Source organism: Natronococcus roseus, assembly GCF_043677095.1.
GTDB classification, from domain to species: Archaea; Halobacteriota; Halobacteria; order Halobacteriales; family Natrialbaceae; genus Natronococcus; species Natronococcus roseus.
The window spans coordinates 63,139-81,711 of sequence record NZ_JBHLJR010000010.1 but is presented as its reverse complement, the minus strand read 5'-3'; the positions used below and the strand labels follow the sequence as shown (position 1 = coordinate 81,711).

General features: G+C 60.0%; 19 protein-coding genes. 12 read left to right on the top strand and 7 right to left on the bottom strand.

Annotation, left to right across the window (positions count from 1 at the left end; all coding sequences use genetic code 11):
* Positions 1–618: 618 nt before the first annotated feature.
* Complete coding sequence (locus tag ACFEMD_RS21425) at positions 619–876, bottom strand: hypothetical protein (protein WP_394743302.1); 258 nt, start codon at positions 874–876, stop codon at positions 619–621.
* Positions 877–1,498: 622 nt separating this feature from the next.
* Positions 1,499–2,878, bottom strand: a complete 1,380-nt coding sequence (locus ACFEMD_RS21420; RefSeq protein WP_394743301.1) for a hypothetical protein — start codon at positions 2,876–2,878, stop codon at positions 1,499–1,501.
* Between the two features lie 849 nt (positions 2,879–3,727).
* Between ACFEMD_RS21420 and ACFEMD_RS21415 the strand changes: the two genes are divergently transcribed.
* The 6 genes from ACFEMD_RS21415 (at position 3,728) to ACFEMD_RS21390 (ending at position 8,089) form a co-directional block, all read left to right on the top strand.
* On the top strand, positions 3,728–4,411 hold the full coding sequence (locus tag ACFEMD_RS21415; protein ID WP_394743300.1) for a hypothetical protein: 684 nt from the start codon (positions 3,728–3,730) through the stop codon (positions 4,409–4,411).
* Between the two features lie 679 nt (positions 4,412–5,090).
* The gene (locus ACFEMD_RS21410) at positions 5,091–5,837 is read left to right on the top strand and encodes a hypothetical protein (RefSeq protein WP_394743299.1); all 747 of its coding nucleotides are present in this window, start codon (positions 5,091–5,093) and stop codon (positions 5,835–5,837) included.
* A gap of 64 nt (positions 5,838–5,901) precedes the next feature.
* Positions 5,902–6,171, top strand: coding sequence for a hypothetical protein (locus tag ACFEMD_RS21405; protein ID WP_394743298.1), 270 nt, complete (start codon positions 5,902–5,904; stop codon positions 6,169–6,171).
* Between the two features lie 60 nt (positions 6,172–6,231).
* A complete protein-coding gene (locus ACFEMD_RS21400) occupies positions 6,232–6,573 on the top strand; it encodes a hypothetical protein (protein ID WP_394743297.1) in 342 nt (113 codons plus the stop codon).
* 8 nt (positions 6,574–6,581) lie between these two features.
* The gene (locus tag ACFEMD_RS21395) at positions 6,582–6,896 is read left to right on the top strand and encodes a hypothetical protein (protein ID WP_394743296.1); all 315 of its coding nucleotides are present in this window, start codon (positions 6,582–6,584) and stop codon (positions 6,894–6,896) included.
* A 557-nt stretch (positions 6,897–7,453) separates the two neighbouring features.
* On the top strand, positions 7,454–8,089 hold the full coding sequence (locus tag ACFEMD_RS21390) for a hypothetical protein (protein WP_394743295.1): 636 nt from the start codon (positions 7,454–7,456) through the stop codon (positions 8,087–8,089).
* A 24-nt stretch (positions 8,090–8,113) separates the two neighbouring features.
* Here the strand turns inward: ACFEMD_RS21390 and ACFEMD_RS21385 are convergent, their stop codons facing one another.
* The 5 genes from ACFEMD_RS21385 to ACFEMD_RS21365 form a co-directional block, all read right to left on the bottom strand.
* Positions 8,114–8,737: a MaoC family dehydratase gene (locus ACFEMD_RS21385; protein ID WP_394743294.1), complete on the bottom strand. Its 624-nt coding sequence runs from the start codon at positions 8,735–8,737 to the stop codon at positions 8,114–8,116.
* A gap of 90 nt (positions 8,738–8,827) precedes the next feature.
* Positions 8,828–9,655: an alpha/beta fold hydrolase gene (locus tag ACFEMD_RS21380; RefSeq protein WP_394743293.1), complete on the bottom strand. Its 828-nt coding sequence runs from the start codon at positions 9,653–9,655 to the stop codon at positions 8,828–8,830.
* Positions 9,656–9,789: 134 nt separating this feature from the next.
* The gene (locus tag ACFEMD_RS21375; protein ID WP_394743292.1) at positions 9,790–11,373 is read right to left on the bottom strand and encodes a uracil-xanthine permease family protein; all 1,584 of its coding nucleotides are present in this window, start codon (positions 11,371–11,373) and stop codon (positions 9,790–9,792) included.
* Positions 11,374–11,502: 129 nt separating this feature from the next.
* Positions 11,503–11,733, bottom strand: a complete 231-nt coding sequence (locus ACFEMD_RS21370; protein WP_394743291.1) for a hypothetical protein — start codon at positions 11,731–11,733, stop codon at positions 11,503–11,505.
* Positions 11,734–11,817: 84 nt separating this feature from the next.
* Positions 11,818–11,982 (bottom strand): hypothetical protein, encoded by a 165-nt coding sequence (locus ACFEMD_RS21365; protein ID WP_394743290.1) that lies wholly within the window; start codon positions 11,980–11,982, stop codon positions 11,818–11,820.
* Positions 11,983–12,248: 266 nt separating this feature from the next.
* Between ACFEMD_RS21365 and ACFEMD_RS21360 the strand changes: the two genes are divergently transcribed.
* From ACFEMD_RS21360 to ACFEMD_RS21335, 6 genes are all read left to right on the top strand, one after another.
* A complete protein-coding gene (locus ACFEMD_RS21360; RefSeq protein ID WP_394743289.1) occupies positions 12,249–13,565 on the top strand; it encodes a cobyrinic acid a,c-diamide synthase in 1,317 nt (438 codons plus the stop codon).
* A 92-nt stretch (positions 13,566–13,657) separates the two neighbouring features.
* Positions 13,658–14,584, top strand: a complete 927-nt coding sequence (locus ACFEMD_RS21355; RefSeq protein WP_394743288.1) for a glycosyltransferase — start codon at positions 13,658–13,660, stop codon at positions 14,582–14,584.
* Positions 14,585–14,965: 381 nt separating this feature from the next.
* Positions 14,966–16,327 carry an outer membrane protein assembly factor BamB family protein gene (locus ACFEMD_RS21350; RefSeq protein WP_394743287.1) on the top strand — a complete coding sequence of 454 codons (1,362 nt, stop codon included), beginning with the start codon at positions 14,966–14,968 and terminating at the stop codon, positions 16,325–16,327.
* A gap of 117 nt (positions 16,328–16,444) precedes the next feature.
* Positions 16,445–17,308, top strand: coding sequence for a hypothetical protein (locus ACFEMD_RS21345; protein ID WP_394743286.1), 864 nt, complete (start codon positions 16,445–16,447; stop codon positions 17,306–17,308).
* A 2-nt stretch (positions 17,309–17,310) separates the two neighbouring features.
* Complete coding sequence (locus tag ACFEMD_RS21340) at positions 17,311–17,742, top strand: hypothetical protein (protein ID WP_394743285.1); 432 nt, start codon at positions 17,311–17,313, stop codon at positions 17,740–17,742.
* Between the two features lie 45 nt (positions 17,743–17,787).
* Positions 17,788–18,570, top strand: coding sequence for a hypothetical protein (locus ACFEMD_RS21335; protein ID WP_394743284.1), 783 nt, complete (start codon positions 17,788–17,790; stop codon positions 18,568–18,570).
* The last annotated feature ends 3 nt before the right edge of the window (positions 18,571–18,573 follow it).

Here is an 18,573-nt window from a genome sequence, read left to right as displayed (position 1 = left end):
ACTTCGGCACGTCGTTCATCAAGGTAGATCTCGAACGCTTCTGCCGGATGAATTGGCTCCAGTTTGGTCATAGAGATCATACCCGTGGAAGGGTATTCTCCCCACCCTCCCAGGCACAATAACTCTATCAGTAGACTGGTGAAATTGTACGTCCCGGCCTGTTTCAGCGGTCGTTTCGCTATATTTCGTTCTATGGGGTTGATGACGAACGGGTTGCAACCTACTTGGCAACGACCTCTGATGGTGGCACTGAGGGCTGGCCGGTATTCTGGTAGCGATACGGTGTGTCATCTCCGCGGTAACCGTACCGTTGAACTTGTATTGATTGATAGGACACGGATCTTCATCGGCATACGGGAATCAGCAGAGTTCGAAACAGCGATCGCACAGACGATGTGGTCGGAACTCACGGTTGAATATAGCAGGGCTTCGCCAACATCACTGATATCTAACAGAAGATACTGCGTTAGGTTCACAGATCTACGTAGCGGTTGGTTCACCGAAATAGCGGCGAAAATAACCCTATGGAAATAGTTCTAAGACACGCTTCACTTCTCCATCAACTCCACCACGACTCAGATATTACCTAACCCTTTCAAATGAATACCTCTTAGACATTCACCAGTCGAAATGGAAGATATACCTCAACCTGCCGACTCGCCTTACTCTAAAGGAGAACGCGTTCGAGTGTATGTTGGTGCAAGCGATCCTGATCACCGCTTCCACGGCACACCGTGTGTTGTCGTAGACCGATTTGAGGACAATTTGGATGAGGAGACCGGTCGAGAGTTTGATCAGTACTGGTACCGTGTCAAACCTCTTAACGAGGAGAACCCACTGCCAATCGACTTTCGTCACTTCGATCTCGTCCCGCACGAGTAGACCCCGTTATTTCGACTTGAGCTGGTGACTGCGTCCGCGGGGTTTAGACCGTGCAGTTCAGCGAGTTCCTCAGTGAGCTGCCAAGCCCGCGACGCGTTCCCAGGTTCAGCTTGTTCGAAGTCGTACGAGTATCGTGCTAACACTATTACGAGGAGCAGGTCATCCTGGGGGTGCTCCGTTGGAAGCAGACGCCACTCCTGGCCTCGCTTTCGCATTTTAAACCTAACAGTAATTGGGAAGGCGTTTTCTTTATTCGCCCTGATCAGTGAAGTGAAGTGGTCGATTCGTTACCTACAGATTCGAATCTAGCGCGATCATATTTATTAGCTAATATGTGTGTTTGCAGAGCCGTGCTGAATACACAGCGCATGTCTCACACAGTTCTGGTAAACTAGATCAAGCCTGTTTTCTTAATGCTTCTACTGAAATACTCAAACGATTAAATAAGCGTGTGACAATAAATTGTATTTCACTTCTTAATAATTAGAGGCTCCGTTGAAATCCTTCAGAGAGGACATTGAGAAGAGCTACTCTTTCCACCGGGTTTCGCGGATCCGACTGAAAACTAGTTCCTTAGCAAATCGCAAGACGTGAAGAAGGTTTCAACAGAGCCTAATTAGAATAGATCGTTGAGTCGGTCAATAATTGTACTTACTCTTTGTTCCACATCAGGCTCTGATTCTTCGCGGGTGTAGCTGTACTGTATAACGGTTTGATCCTCGTTGAGTAGTAGATCAGCGATATCCTGTTTAGGAAGTTCGCCGGCTTCATAGGCGCATAGCATTTGATACAGGTCGACAGTTGGGAGGAGCTTATAACCATGATGTTCTAGTTCTTCTTCAAAGTTTTTGACGTTGAGTGGTCTGTCTTCCGGGTCTCTCTCCTTGAATTGGTTGACGATAAGTAATCCAGTGTGGTTGCGTCCATAGCCTTCTTTCTTAGCGTCTCTTACATGACTTTCCAGGCGGCCAATTTTTCCTTCATCAACGCCGGTGGCTGTTCCTGTAATTTCTATTATGATGGTTCGATCGTTGAGCTGTATTGCTCCATCTCTCTTGCTCGGCTTTTCGCCGTCTACGGTGAATCCGAAGTGTCGGAAGGCGTCTCTCACTGGATTCTCGAGTTTGTTGTCGTTTTTGTTCAGCATCTGCCGGTAGTATCGACCGTCTTCCAGGCTTTCTTCGATTAGCTTTAGTTTGGTTTCAATACTGGAAAGATCCTGATGGAGATCTTGTCCCCCGGGGACAGGGTAGCTATCGATCCAACTTCGTTTGGCTTCCACTTCTATATCGAACTCATGGTTCAGGACTCCTCGTACGAAGTCCTCGTAGGTCGTCGAAGATGATGAAGGAATCAAATAGATTTGACCCTCGGTAGTGAAGTCATCGTTCCGGAACGCTGCTCTAGCTGCGATTTTCTGTTCCACGTTATTAACGGCGAGAACTGTGAGTGGAGGTGATGGAAAGTAAGCGCCTGAGGGAGGGAGTTGCATAGATCTGGCTTCTCTATTTTCTGGTGGGCGGGGGTCGTGGTATCCTTTCCCGGTGTTACGTATTCTTGAGTATACTGATACTGTGTAGTCCCAGTGGAATTCGTTTCCAAAGTACCATCTCCAATTATCACTTGGTTCTACAATTGTTCCCTCCTTTTCACCATTTAGTTCTACTTTCACTGGAAGCCAGCAGAACGGGTCAAACTCGTACCACTCTTCTTCGCCATCCCGGTTTTCTCCTTCAAGATGTATGGTTGGTTCTTGGGGCAGCCTGACCACCATGTGGTTGTCGCCGGCTAAGAAATCGATGACATCCTGTTTGGTAGGTATCTGGAGGCTGTTATCAAAGTTGAAGTAGGGGTGGATGAACTCTTGGTTTCGTTCCCAGAGATCCTGCAGGTTGTAGAAAGCAATCTTGTGGTCAATTAAGTTCTCTTCTTCGTCCCAATCCGCATTGGTATCTGCAAATGGGAGGTGAGAGCCTTTACTCAGAATATGAGTCATTATCTACAATTTTCCATGTACCATCTTCAATCACTCGGGACTGTCCTGCCGTGTCAGTAGTCAGTGAGTCAGCCTTGGTTGCGTGAATCTTTGCCTTCTTGATTGTCTGTATCTCCGAACTCTGGATTTAGGGAATTAGGTGCTGTTTCTATCGGCCGCTGCATGCAGCCTCTATAATTAACAGGCTTCTTTTGACAAACATCGCAGGAGTCGATTGTTGCAGCATTATTTATCGGATGTGTACGTAACGCGAAACTTCATACAAAATCCGAATAAAGAAACCGTGCTGCTATCTATTCAAGCGGGATAGCAGCCCTCTCGAGCAAGCATTTATCCGACCCTACTGGCATGCGTAGTGCGTGACCATACCCGACTAAACATCGAAGACGTAACACGCGACAGCCCAGCCGATCACTGCCTCATCCACATCAGAGACGAGGACGGCGAAGAAACGCAGGTCATCATCCGCACCGAGCGAGCGACAGTCGCAATTACAGACGCTACTGGCGAAGAAATACACGCCTCACTCACCCAGTGCTGGAATTCGAGTGATTTAGAGCAGCGGTGGTGGTGTCCCTTCTCCTTTGCAGGTCGCTCGAGATCTCGAAAAAGATGGGCACCCCTCATTTCGAATTACATCGAGAACCCACTATGGAGAAGGGGCATTGAGGAACCCGGTTCCCTCGAAAAGCAGTTTTGAAACCCGCTCGAGGGATCTCGAGAATCCAGTCTTGCCCGGCGAGGAACACCTCTATAATTGACGATCAGCTGGTCGTCGAGGAATTGTCACGGAACACGTCCTGCGGTCGCGTCGAGGATAAACTATCAGAGGCCGAATAAATAAACGTGATGAGTACAGACCCAACACATGACAAAACCGAATTGGAACGCCGCGAGAAGATAGTGATCACCACCCTTAGCGAAGCAGATAACTCTCTGAAGACTGGTGAGGTGAAACACCGAGCAGCAGACTACGACGAAACTATCCAGCACAACAAACAGATATCCCGCGTCTTCGACAGCCTCGAAGAACAGGGTGTGATCGAGACAGAGTACGTCGAAAACGATGGTGTCCTCGCAGACTCACGAGTCGCTTCACTAACCAGCTACGGAGAGGTCATTAACGAGAACATCCACGTACGTGAAGAAGCAGTCGAATCGCTTGAGGAAGCAGTCTCAAAGATAGATGAATTGCTGGATGATGTCGACTATCTTGAACAACGAATGGGCACAGCGGGCGAAATCAGTGAAATCCACGGCCGTATTGATATCATCGAAAAGCGCGTCAACCGAGCGGTAGAAAAAGCCGATACCGCGAAAAGCACTGCTGATACCCTCGAAAACGAGGTGAGTACGAAACTAGACGATCAGCACTCGGCGCTAAACGGGTTCGAGAACCGTATTGAAAAGCTAGAAGAACGGGTCAACCTTGTGGAGCAGACGATGAAAAACATCAAAGACACACTTCAAAACCACGTACGCCCTGCGGTTGAGTACGTGTATGATAACGCTCGCATCAACCGCCGAGATTGAGCTGATTTTCTACGTGGTGATACCCCAATCGCCGCTGTGAGCCCAATAGGTCACTTCAAATAAATGCCGGCACACAATGCTGCCACTCGCACGTATCTTCGATGGAAATCGAGACGCAAAGAGAGATAGAATCCGTCGCCCCGTAAAGAACATTAAATGCTCGAATGTTCCATACGTTCCCATTTAAATAGCATAGGTATTTATTTCAAAATAATTTTTTCACAGTATAGGTGTATCTGCTACTACACTCACTTCAAACCACGAGGACAAATTAGGGCCGAAAACGGAAGATAACGGAGAATCAGCAGGTGCAGACCGCGGAAACAACCGCTGTCCATCGGTGATCGTAGATCACCTTGGACTGTATCAGTACCCTCGGTGTAGTGTAAGAGTGTTAGATTAATAAACATTTTCCTCTAGCAGTATGCTTGAAAAGACTATGCTACTTCGGGAACAAGAAACTTAATTAAATCTATGGTTTCGAAGACTTTTCATTTCCTCTAACGGCATCTATCGACACTCACGTTAACTCTATGAGCAGCGTTGTGCAGACGAAATTCCTCTCACTATCCGTCTGAGTCCTGACGGAGTATGAAAAAATAACTTTTAAATAATTCTACTAGATACTTAAGGGAAGAAAGTCGTAAATGTCCCCAAAACTATAGATTATTATGTAAGGATGGAAGTTCCACAAATCATCAAAGACAGATTCAAATCTGAGGCCGAGAACCGAGGTGAAGACCCCAAGAAGGCCCTTGAACGACTAATGACCGACTACATTGCTCAGCGAGATCAAGATGCTCGACTTGACGATATCCACGAAATAGTCACCAGTAACGACATAGAGACTAACCAATCCAAAACGGTCACCGCGGACGGAGGCGTTGAAACCGACAATGTAACGGCCACCTCCTCTGTCTCGACTTTGCAAGATTACAGTCCGGATGGCGGCACTCGTCTAAGCCGTGCTGCTTTGGAAACACTTCCACGGATCGACGAGGATCCAGAAATCAATCGCGGCGACGTGCCGAAAGGAGCCATTCCAAGTGATGTGGAAGTGAAGCAAGAGCTGATCGCTGCTGTCGTCCGCTACGAAAATAACGCAATTACACGCGAGAAGGTGATGACCGTAGCGGAGGAGTTCGTCGGTGTCGGATCCCCGTATAAGCGGCAGACGTATGTCGATGAGGTATTGGAAGGAATGGGTGGAGTATATGTAAAAGATGAGCAGTTAGAAGCAACGTTTGTTGACGAATCAGCAGCGTTGGCGTGGATGGACAAGCGCATTGAGGAGGATGGTGCATATGCTGAGGAGGACGTTCGTCCTGTGATTGCAAGACTATACAGGGATCACGAGATTAGCGTGGAGAAGTTGCAGCCGTATGCTAGTGCATGCCGCCTTGGAAATGTGGATGCTTTCGCCTGACGAAACCATTTTAGCAGAGGGGCGGGGTGAACATTTTTAAGTAAATAATGTCACAGAACAGAGTATGACGTCGAGAAAGAATGATGTTGAACGGCTTCGAGGCGCTGAGGGTAGTGTGACTAAGGTGATTGACGAGCGGGGATCGTCGTGGCGGGCCTATGTTGATGATGTCGAGATAGTACCGATTTCTGCCAAGAGGAGCGAGACTGACGGTGAATTGTTTGTCGTGACGGAGATCGAGGATGGGGAGTGGGATGAATACCCTGGTGATGTTATGCCGCCTAATCTGATCGCCAGAGAAGTGAATGGGAGTGGGGTGACGTTTCAGCTGTGATTGATCCAGAAACGGATCAGGCGGAGTCTGTGTTGGTTGAGCGTGTGGAGGTGGTTGGCGATGAGTGATGATTCGGAACAGGAGAATGAGCGTGATATTGAAGTGTTGCGGGTGTTTGCTGAGGATTTGCGTGATGGGGTGGTTAGTCTGGAGTTTATTGATGCTCCGTTCGGGCGGAAGGTGGGGATTAGTTATGGAGGCTCTATGGGGGAAATGGGTCTGGGTGGTACGAGACCGCTGCCTCAGTTCCAGTCGATGTATGTTGTTTTGATTGAGAGGATTGATGAGGGTGAACTTGGGGTAGTTGAGGAGTTGAGTGAAGAGGAGTGGCCGTTGTTTGTTGAGGTGTGCGGTCACGTCGAAGGGTGGGACGTGGACGTGGACGAGCTTCGGGAAGCGTAGGATAAGGCGTGAGAGACGGGGAGGCCTTGGAAGGGTTCGCTGGGTGGGTGGAGCGAGGTGAGGCTACCGTTGAGATCTACGACACGTCACTCGGCAGAAAGGTAAGTCCCAAGACGACGGCAGAATTGGGCGAGGAGTTCACGTTCAGCTGCGACGAATTGAAATCTTCGTGGGCGGTCAGTGATTGGGAGGGCGTCATTCTCGCCGTGGACGACGACGAACTCGAAGCGGTGAAGGAAGTTGACGGGGACGTGTGGGAGGAGTTTGTCACGGTAGCCAGCGAGGCGTTGGAGGAGGAGTTGCGGGCTGCGCGTGGCGAGTAGGCGGCGATCGGGTTTTCGCGTCTAGATCTGGGTGTGATGTTTATCCGATAGGAGCGGTGACTGGTGTAACTGTTCGCGTCGAAGTTGTCACGGAATATGGTGGATTCTCTACTTTAGCTTAAGGGTTGGGGTAATATGTTCCGGAATACCAGTTGTTATGTGATGTTCCTGCAGCGCCCACTTCTCGAGGCGAGCAACCCCGCGAGCCTCGAGTACGTGGCTCGCGAAGGATTTGAAGTAGAGAACGGCGAGTGAAACGAGCCGTTCGCGTGGTTCAAATCCTGCAGCAGCTTCTCCTCGAGCCTCGTTCCTATAGTAACAACTGAAACTGTTTGCACACCGATCACATAGCTGTCGTGCGATCGGATGCGTACTAGCTTTCAGTGGCTACTATAGCTCACCCGAGTAGTGCGTTTTCGAGCAGTCCTCGTCGAGACACTGACGACGTCTCACAGCGGCGACTCCGCTGGAAATTCGAGCGCGACCTCTCGGCGAGTTGACAGCGAGCGACGTGGGGTATCTCAACCCCTATATACGTCGAACCGCCGGATGGTGGTATGAAACGGAGCCCCGATCTCGAGCGACGCCGATTCCTCCAGACGGCTGCGGGCGCGCTCGTCGTCGGCGCGGCCGGCTGTGCGGATACGGAGGACGGCGATTCCCACCCACAGCTCGAGGAGCTCGATATGGACGCCCTTCGGGAGACGGTCGCCGAGCAGTCCGAAGCCTCCGACGGGTCGGTGACGCTGGGCGTCGGGTTCGCCGACGAGCAGCTCCCGATGACGAGCGAGCTGTACGAGCCGAATCCGGACGCCGAGATCAGCGACACCGAGCAGTACGACACCCAGGAGCTCGAGGACGTCGACCTCGTCGCGGATCCGGTCGAGGAGCTGCCGACCCTCGACACCGACGAGATCACGCTGTACGCCCTCGAGCTGGCGCCGGGGGAAACCCGAACGATGGCGCTGGTCGTCCGGGGCGACGAGGATGTGGCTTTCGACGCTCACCAACCCGAGGGGGAGCCCTACGATATCGACAGCGGGCTGGTGCTCAACTGCTACTGCATCGACGAGGTGTGGAACGCGCCCGCGGAGGGAACCTGGACTCGAGTGATCGAGGTCGGCCTCGAAGAGGATCTCGAGGATCCCGAGTCGGGCGCGATAGTGTACGGCGTCTTCGACGGCGAGGAGTAAGCAGCTCCCGGTCGCCGACCCACCTCACTCGGGCGGGTCCTCGATCAAGACGACGGCCTCGCCGTCGACCACGCGCTCGCCCTCGGCGTCGACGGTCGTCCGCAGCCGATACCGGTCCCCGCCCAGTTCCTCGATGATCTCGCAGTCGGCGGTGATCGTCGAGCCGATCTCGACGGGGCCCTGAAACTCGAGGTCCTGGGAGAGATACACCGTCAGCCCCGGAAACCGCGCGAGGGCCGCGCTGATGGCGCCGGCGACGAGCGTGCCGTGGACGATCGAGCCGCCGAAGCGGGTGTTCTCGGCGAAGTCGTTCTCGAGGTGGAGCCGGTTGGTGTCGCCCGAGACCTGGGCGAAGGCGGCGACGTCCGCGTCCTCGACCGATTTGGTAAACCGGACGGCGTCACCGACCGAGAGCTCCGCGAGACTGTCCGTCGACCGTTCGGTCGTCCAGTCGGCGTCTCCGTAGGTGACCTCCGGAACCGTCGGGTCGACCCTGGTCGCCTCGCTCGAGGACTGGAGCCCCATCGCAGCCAGCATCGCGTTGTTCGCCTCGGCGTAGCTGTTGAGAACGTGCTGTGAGATCGTCGCCCAGCGTTCGGGACCCGGTACGATGTCGGTAGCGTCCGTTGGTATCGTGTTCGAACTCATAGGTAGTAGCCGGAACCGATCGTGATCGACTATGCGTAGGATTCGCACCCTCTTGATGACATCGCTACCTCCATCGATCCGTGACCGTCTTCAGACGCGGACTCGTCGCTCGAGGAACTCGGTCACGGCCTCGTTGAACGCCGCCGGACGGTCCTGGTTGACCAGGTGGCCGGAGTCGGCCAGCTCGAGCCACGCGCCGTCCTCGACCTCGCCGGCGATCGCACGACCCTGTCGTTTCACGGGCGGGGCCTCCTGGTCGCCGTGGACGACCAGCGTCGGCGTCTCGACGTGAGTCAGTTCGGGCGGGTCGAACCGGTAGAGCGCGTCGAAGATCTTCCGGTACTCCTCGTCTTCGACCTCGCCGACGGCGTCCATCGCCATCGATCGGACCTCGGGATCGACCGAGAGCCACCGCTGGCCCGTCGTCGCCTGGATCGAGGTCAGCATCGACCGAAACGTCGCCTCGGGTCCGGTCATCGACAGCGACGCGGACAGGGCGGGCATCGGCGACAGGAACGACTTTGCTCCCATCGGTAACTCGACGGGCGGCATCGATCTGACGGCCCCGCCGAGGATCGCCCCCGCGGCGCGGTCGGGGTGACGACCGAGGTAGTTCTGGATGACCATCGAGCCCAGCGAGAGACCACACAGCACCGGGTTCTCGAGCGCGAGGTGGTCGAGCAGCGCCTCGAGATCGTCGGTGAAGAGATCGATCGAGTACTCGTCGGCGTCGGTCGCGCCCGTGTTGCCGTGGCCGCGTACGTCGAGGGTGACGGGTTGGTGTGTCGATTCGAACCGATCGACCTGGGGACCCCAGGCGCGACCGTTCTGCCAGCCGCCGTGGACGAACACCAGCGGCGAGCCGTCGCCGCGCGTGTCGTACCAGAGCGTGCCGTCCTCGAGCGAGAGTTCTGCCATACCTTCGTCTGGAACCGCTCGGTAATAGATCCCCGGCTGGCGTTCGCGGCTCGCTCGGACGGTCTGTCGTCCCGATTACCCGGGGCGACCGCACGACGGCTCCCGGCTTCGGAACTGACGGACGGGAGTCCGCCTCAGTCGCCGTCTCGGCTCGAGCCGATCCAGCGGTCCCAGGCGGAGTCGAACTCCGACTCGTCCTCGGTGAGTCGCTCCCACTGGGCCAGCCCGCGCTCCTCGCGGGTGCCGGGGATCGTGTTGTCGAGGACGAGCGCGGCCAGCCCGCCGACGGCCATCCCCGTCGAACCGATGATGAACACCGAGTCCGCAAGCGCCTGGGCGATCGCCTCGATCCAGACTGCAACTGCGGTGCCGGCGATCGGCTCGGCCTCGACCAGCGGCGCGATCGTCGCCGCCAGCTCGATTCCCTCCCGAAACGCGATCGGATCCGCGAAGTTCGCCATGTACTCGGGGACCGCGAGACCGACGAACAGCGCGAAGCCGACGACGAAGACGTTCCTCGAGGACTCGAGATCGACGTGTTTCAGGTTCGAGATCCCGACGGCGACGATCTGGGCGAACATCGCGACGAACAGGCCGCCGACGATCGGATCGGGGATGGTCGCGATCAGCTGGCCGAAGTAGCCGACGAAGCCGGCGACCAGCATGACCGCGGCGCCGATCTGGACGACGTATCGCGAGGCGACGCCGGTCAGCCCGATCGCGCCGATGTTCTCGGAGTAGGAGGTCGATCCCCCGGTCCCCATCACGCCCGAGAAGACGTTCATCACCCCCTCCATCCCGATCCCGTGGTTGATCCGTCGCTCGCTCGGCGCCGCCGAACCGGTCAGGTTCGCAACCGCGTAGTAGTCGCCGATGCTCTCGACGATCGAGGCGAGCACCCCGGCGAACATCCCGACGACGAACGCCGTCGTGAACTCCGGAACGCCCCACTGTAGCGGGTGGATCGGCAACAGGGGATCGACGTCGGTGACGTCGCCGAGCGGGACGTGACCCGGGTGGCCCCCGCCGAAGACGCCCGTAGCCGAGAGGACCGCGGCGACGATCCAGGCGATGCCGATCGCCAGCAGGACCGGATACAGTCTGAACGCCCGGTGTCTGATCTCGAGGTACTGCGAGAACAGCAGGATCAGTCCGAGCGTGAGCCCGAGCAGCAGCCAGCTCTGGTCGGTGTCGGTGATCTGGCCGGCGTCGAACAGCGCCAGGCCGATCAGGGCGATCGTCGGCGCGATGACGACCGGCGAGAGGAACCGTCGGAGCTTGCCGACCAGCCCGAAGTACCCCATCGCGACCTGGACCGCCGCGGCGACGATGATCGCCCCCTGAAGCTGGAGCAACGCGGCCTGCCAGTCGGGTTGGCCCTGTACCCCGCCAGCCGTCACGACGGCGATGATCGCGAGCGCCGGCGCCAGCATCGAAAACGGTGCGCCCTGGACGATCGGGTACCGGTTCCCGAACGTCGTCTGGGCGAGCGTCGCGATTCCCGAGACGACGAAGAACGTCCCGATGAACTGGGCCGTGACGTCGCCCGGCATCCCCATCGCGTCGGCCAGGATCAGCGGCACCGCGATGTTCGCCCCGACCATCGTCAGATAGTGCTGGATTCCGAGCACCGTCGACTCGCCCAGCGGTGGTCGGTCCTCAATCCCGTACTCGATCCCCTCGGCTTCCTCCCTGTCGACCGTATCGTCCTCCGTCATCCCTCTCTGATAGCATAACGAGAGAGCCCGCTCAAATGCGTACTGATCCGTCCCGGCCCGGGATTTCGCAACTCCTCGAGCGGGATACGCCGTTCATCGTGGTGACCGTCGCGCCGCCCGCAGCCCTCGTCAGCCCTCGGCGATCGGCTCGATCCGGAACACGTAGTCGTCGTACGCCCCGTCGAGGTTCGCCGGACTCTCCTCGTCAGTGTGATCCCGGCAGAGGGTCGCTTCGGCCTCGACGGCGCCCTTTCCGGTCTCCTCCTGGTAGCGCTCGAGGACGACGAACGCCGCGGGCTCGTCACAGTCGCGTCGGTGACAGTTCGGCGTCGAACCCGTCGCTGGGCTTTCGTCACTCATATCGTACTCCTGGAGAAGAATACTGATAACGCTGTGGTTGGCGTGCGAACGGCAGGTCTCGAGCCGAGTAGCCGGACGGTCCCGCTACTCGGTCCGTTCCTGCTCGCGAAGGACCGTCGAGACGGTGTCCGAGACGTCCTCGATGACGGTGGCGTTCGTCTTGCGAAGGTCGCCGTCCTGTGCCTCGCCGAGGTGTCGAATCGCCTCTCGAAGGTGGTGCTCGGTCTGTTGCTCGTTCTCCTCGGTCATGGGGACCAGCGGCGAACGTAGGGTCGTGTGGCTGTTAAGTTCGTCGGCGGTGTTCGCTTACTCGAGCGCGTTCCGACCCTACTCGAGCGGGCTCCCACCCCTCCTGGGCAACGACGGCCGTAGGGTTCCGGGAACGGCTGCGACGAACCGTCGTTCCCCGAGCGGCACGCCGTCATCGTCCGCACCGACGGATTCAAGTCCGATTGTGCTAACGCAACCACAATGATCCGAAGCGTGCGGACGGCGCCCCGTGCGGGGGAGCCGCGATGAAGGGGTTCGTTCTTGGCGGCGTCAGCTCCGGCGTCGGCAAAACCGTCGCGACGCTGTCGGTGATCCAGGCCCTCGAGGACGCCGGCTACGACGTCCAGCCGGCGAAGGCGGGACCGGACTTCATCGATCCGAGCCACCACGAGGCGGTCGCAGGACGGCCCTCCCGCACGCTCGACCTGTGGCTCTGTGGCGAGGACGGCCTCCGCCGGAACTACCGCCGCGGCGAGGGCGACGTCTGCGTCGTCGAGGGCGTCATGGGGCTGTACGACGGCGACGGCTCGAGCACGGCGATGGTCGCCGAGGCGCTCGACCTCCCCGTCGTGCTCGTTGTCGACGCCAGCGCGGGAATGGAGAGCGTCGCGGCGACCGCGCTCGGCTTCCGCGAGTACGCCGATCGGATCGGCCGGGACGTCGAAGTCGCCGGGATCGTCGCCCAGCGCGCCCACGGCGGTCGCCACGAGCAGGGAATTCGGGACGCGCTGCCCGAGGAGCTCGAGTACTTCGGACGGATTCCGCCGAACCCTGCCCTCGAGATTCCCGACCGCCACCTGGGGCTCGAGATGGGCGCGGAGGCGGCGCTGCCGCGAGCGGCGCTTCGGGAGGCCGCCGAAACCCTCGAGACCGAACGGCTGACGGCGGTAGCGAGCGAACCCGGCGCGCTCGAAGGTGACGCACGGGCCGACGAGGGGTCGACGCCCGTCGACGCTCGCGTCGCCGTCGCCAGCGACGCCGCCTTCTGCTTTCGGTATCCGGCGACGATCGAGCGCTTCCGCGAGCGGGCGGAACTGGTGACGTTCTCGCCGGTCGCGGGCGACCCGGTACCCGACTGCGACGGCGTCTACCTCCCCGGAGGGTACCCCGAACTCCACGTCGAGGAGCTCGAAGCCGGCGGCACCCTCGCCGACCTCGGCGAGCGCGCGAGCGACGGTCTCCCCGTCCTCGGCGAGTGCGGCGGGCTGATGGCGATGAGCCGGTCGCTCTCGACCGCCGACGGCGAGCGCGGCGAGATGGCGGGGATCCTGCCCGCGGACGTGACGATGCACGACCGCTACCAGGCGCTCGACCACGTCGAACTCGAGGCCGTCGACGGCACGCTCACCGCGACAGCGGGCGAGTCGATCCGGGGCCACGAGTTCCACTACTCGAGCGCCGACGTCGACGGCGACGCCCGCTTCGCGTTCGAGACGGTCCGGGGCGACGGTATCGACGGCGATCGCGACGGCCTCCTCGAGTACGACTCGCTGGGGACCTACGCCCACGTTCACCCCGAGAGCGGGGCGTTCGATCGCTTCCTCGATCTGGTCGAGAACTGAGTTCGGATCGCCTTCCGGCGCCCCATCACGTTCGCCCGGCCGTCACCGGGTCAATCCTGTCGTTTGATGACAACTGACGCGAATGGTGAGGTATGGAAGCGGCTACGCCGACGACCATCGTCCTGCCGACGACGGGGTGGAACGACGCCTGCGAGCAGGTCGCCGCCCAGCTTCGATCGGGCGACGAACTCCTCGTCGTCTGCGACGACCCCTGCGAATCGGTCGCCGAACGCGTCGCCGACTACGCCGACGTCAGGCTGATCGTCGCCGGAGAGCCCGAGGGCTGTTCCGGAAAGGCCAACGCGATCGCGGCCGGTATGGAGGCCGCAGAAACGGAGCGGATCGTCTGGACGGACGACGATTTCTACCACCCGCCCGACTGGCTCGAGGGGCTCCGTGCCGACTACGACCGGCAGGGGCCGACCTCCGAGGTGCCCGTGTTCGTCGGGCGGGATCCCCTCGCGACCGTACTCGAACCGACCCACGCGATCAGCGGGACGCTCGCCGTCTACCTCGCAAACATCCCGTGGGCCGGCGCCCTCGTTTTCGAGCGCGGCGATCTCGAGGACGAGGCGGCCTTTCTCGCCGATCTTCGGCGAACGATCAGCGACGACGGGCTCCTGATGGAGCACGTCGACTTTACGACCGTCAGGCGAACGCGGTACGTCGAGATCGGCGGCTCGATCCGCGAGACACTCGAGAACCAGGTTCGGTTCGTCCAGATCGTTCGCTACTACGATCCGGCGGGGCTCATCGTCCAGGGAGTGATCGGGGCCGCGCTGACCGCCGTCTGCGTGCTGTTCCCGCTTCCCGCGTTCCTCCTGACGACGACCCTGATGGCCGGCGTCTACGCCGCCTTCGGGATCCGACGCTGGACGTTCCTCGCGGCTTACCCCGTGGCGCTGGCGGCGCTTCCACTGCTGTGCTACGGCCTGGCTCGTCGATCGTTCGTCTGGGGCGGGAGGCGCTACCGGTGGCGCGGCAAGTTCGACGTCGGGGTCGAGGCCGACCGCGAGTGATCCGACGCCGGTGCGTGACGTTTTCGGGGCGACACTCGCGGCGGTCCTCGATCGACCGGTAGCTGCCGCTCGGCGTTCGGACCGACCGTTCCGTACGATGACCGTATTCCGGCAACTTCAGTTTCCATACATCAAACAGAATTGTTTTAGTGGCCCCGGCGGTCATCCTCGGGTGATGCTACCCAACGCGCAGTCACACGATCGGAGATCGAGGCCGACGACGGCGACGGCCCGAGCCGTCGCCGGACGGGCGTCTACGCTCGCGTCCGAGGATCGCCTGGTCAAGTACGACCTCACGCACGGCCGACCGCTCGAGGGACGTGCTGTCGGACGAGCAACCTGCGACTCGTGTCACGGGACGGTCCCTGTACCGGAGTGAGTATGACGGAGGCTGACGCAGAATCCGATGGGAGAGACGGCAACGGGCAGGAGTCGACGCTTCAACGCCGCTCGCTCGGCCGGATCGAGAGCGCCCGCAGCCGGCATATGTGGACTCGATCGGCGGTTCACGCGACCGGCGGGGTCGTCGTCGCCGGGCAGTGGGACGGTACCGTCACGGCCTTCGAGAGCGACTCGCTCGAGGCCCGGTGGTCCGTGGAGCACCCCGACCACGCGGTCGGCATCGTGACGCTCGAGGGCGGCGACGGGGGAGGCGGCAGCGACGGCGACCGCGCGGATACGGTCGTTGTCGCCGGACGCGGGGAGAGAGGAACGATCGCAGTCTACGACCTCGAGACGGGCGAGTGCCGGTGGCGGTACGAGACCGCTGCCGACGTCGGCGAGCCGGTTCGGGGGAGCGTCTTCGCCAAGCCGTACGTCGTCGCCCTCGAGACCGACGGCGACAGACTGTACGCGGCGACCCGCCGCTACGAGCGCGACGGCGAGACCCGGCAGTGGAACAGCACCGTCCTCGCGTTCGATTCCGAGGGAACGGTCCGTTGGCGGTACGGCACTGACGCCTCGCCGATCGCGCTCGAGTTAGACGAGTCGGGGGAGCGCCTGGCCGTCGGCTACAACCGCTGTACGGGCGAGCACGACAACGGACTGGTCGTTCTCGAGACCTGCGCGACGACGGAGTCGTCGCGAAACGGAGGCGGTGAAACCGCCGGAGTGGGCGGCGACCTCGCCTGGACCTGGGACCCCGGCACCGAGGGCGACCGCCGCGTCGGCGACGTCTCCTTCGACGACGGGCGCCTCGCGGTCGCGAGCCACGGCGACAAGCGCGGCTACCTGCTCGAGTCGGGTGGCGCCGAGCGCTGGCGGGTCGATCTCGCGACCGAGACCGAGATCGACGGCGAACGGCTGTACGCGTACCCGAACCACGCCTACGCGAACGACGGCCGGGTGGCGTTTCTCACGGGCAACACCTACGCCGCAGAGAGCCGCGAGACGGCGGGCCGCCACCCGAACGAACACCGGATCGCCGTCTTCGGCGAGGACGGTCGGCCACTGTGGGACGACTCCGTGTGCGGGTTCGTTCACGCCCTCGCGACCGACGGCTCGCGGATCGCCGTCCCCTGCGCGCAGAACTTTCGGGATCGGGACCCCGACACCCACGCCGTTCGTCGATTCGATCTCGAGTCCGGGCCGCTCGAGCACGAGCGACTCGAGGGGATTTCGACCGCCGCAGCGGTCGAGGGCGGAACGGTTGCCGCGATCGAGGAACCGGTCACCTACCACGACGACGGACGGACACGCGGCGAGTACGCTCTCGCCGTCGGATCGGTCGCTCCTCGAGAGTGAATCCCCTGTAGGGACACGAGGACTGCCCCACACATTTCGTTTCACTGTAACTGAGGCAGAAATCGCATACGCAAGGCAAACCACCACAACGGACACTCTCGTCTGTGTTTCCAGATAATGACAGAGACGAGAGAGCACGACGACTCGGAAGACCGTTCGGATTTCGGACTCGAGGACGCCGGTTTCCGTTCGATGCTGGCCGACGACGAGGGCGAACCGCGACGAGTGATGACCGACGGTGGCGAGGACGAACTGCCGGACGAAGGGGAAGAGGAGGAAGAGGAAGCCGAAGAGGACGAAGAAGACGAGGAAGACGAAGAGGAAGCCGAAGAGGACGAAGAAGACGAGGAAGACGAAGAGGAAGCTGAAGAGGACGAGGAGGAAGAAGACCCCGTCGGTCACGAACAGGGTGCCGAAGACTCCTACGAGGACGACGACGCGACGAACGTCCTCCACCTCGACCTCGACGGACTGTTCCTCGATCTGCTCGGGCTCGAGGTCAACCTCGATCCCGTCGTACTCAACCTCTCGGCTCGGCCGGGAGAGGGGAACCTGGTCGGCAACCTGCTGTCCGCCGTCTCCGGGCTCCTCGACGGCTCGCAGGACCTGCTCGGCGGCGTTCAGGACCTGCTCCCGAACCCGGCAGACGCGCTTTCGTCGATCGTCGACCGTTCGCAGGAGGCGCTGACGTCGCTCGTGAGCAGACCGCGGGAGTTCGTCAGCGAACTGCTGGGCGGCGACGAAGACGACGAGGATGCTGAAGGTGACGAGGACGACGAAGGCGAGGACGAGGACGCACAGGGTCGGATCTCGTCGGCCATCGAGACGATGACCGACAGCCTGCGCGGGCTGATTCCGGACCTGCCCGTCGAGGAGTTCATCGCCACGGTCGTCCGTGAGATCCTCCAGGCGCTGATCGACCAGCTCGAGGGCGACGAGGAATCGAACGAACAGGAAGGCGAGGCGGAGGCGAGCGCATAACAATGAGTGAGGAATCCCAGTCACTGACAGAACAGATCGACTACGACAAGATCACCGAGAGCCTCGAGCTCGACGAGCTCGTCGAAGGTACGCAGTGGGAAGACGAGATCAGCGAGGACGAACCCGTCGGCGAGACGCTGGGCGGGCTAATCGGCGCAATCATCGGTCGCAAAATCGGCGAGCAGGTCGGGCGTACGATCGGCGACCTCGTCGTCGAGGAGCTGCTCAGTGCGGGTGACGAGGACGACGAAGCCGAAGAAGCCGACGAAGAAGACGAGGAAGACGAGGACGACGAAGCTGAAGAAGTCGACGAAGAAGACGAGGACGAAAGCGACGAGGAGGAGACCGATGACGGCGATGAGGACGAAGAGGACGAAGAGGACGAAGAGGACGAAGAGGATGACGACGAGGAGAGCGAGGACGGAGGGGAGTAGCCGTGACACCGCGTTCTCCACTACGAGCCACTCGAGGTGAGTGCGATGAGTGAGGACTCCGGGCTGAAGCAGATGGTCTCCGACGAGGTTACCGAACAGGTCGACGTCGCCGATCTGCTCGGCGACGGAAGCCTCGAGGACAACCTCGACGGCGGCGAGGTCGGTGCGGCCGTCGGCAGACAGTTCGGCGAACAGCTCGGTCGCGAGCTCGGCGCGACGATCGGTCGCGATATCCAGGAAACCCTCCGAAAGGGGATCGAGAACGGACAGAGCCTTCGCGAGCTCGTCTCGGATCTGGTGGCCGCGATCCGGACGGCGATCCGCGATGCGATCGCCAGCGTCGTCGGCCAGGACGCCCTCTCGTCGGCAACCGGTGCGCTCACCAGCGACGAGGCCGAGGACGAGTCGGAGTCAGAGGGCGAGGCCGAGGACGGAGAGGGCGGAGTCCTCGACTCCGCCGATGATCTTCTTGATTCCGACGACGATGACGACGAAACGGAGGACGAAAGCGACGAGGAAGCCGCTGACGAGGAAGACGAGGCCGACGGCGACGAAAGCGACAAGGACGCTGCCGACGAAGACGACGGCGAGGACGAACCCTCGGAGGAGCCGTCGGTCGAGGAACTCGAGAACCTGCGACGCGAGACCCTCGAGGACTTCCTCGGCGTGATGTCGTACCAGGATCTGCAGTCGGTCGCCAAGGACGTCGGCGTCAAGGCGAACCTCAGCCGCGAGGAGATGACCGACGAGATCATCGAGGCGGTCGCCGACGAGGAAGCCGACGACGGCGAGTCCGAGGCGGACGACGAATCCGACGAGTCGTCGTAATCC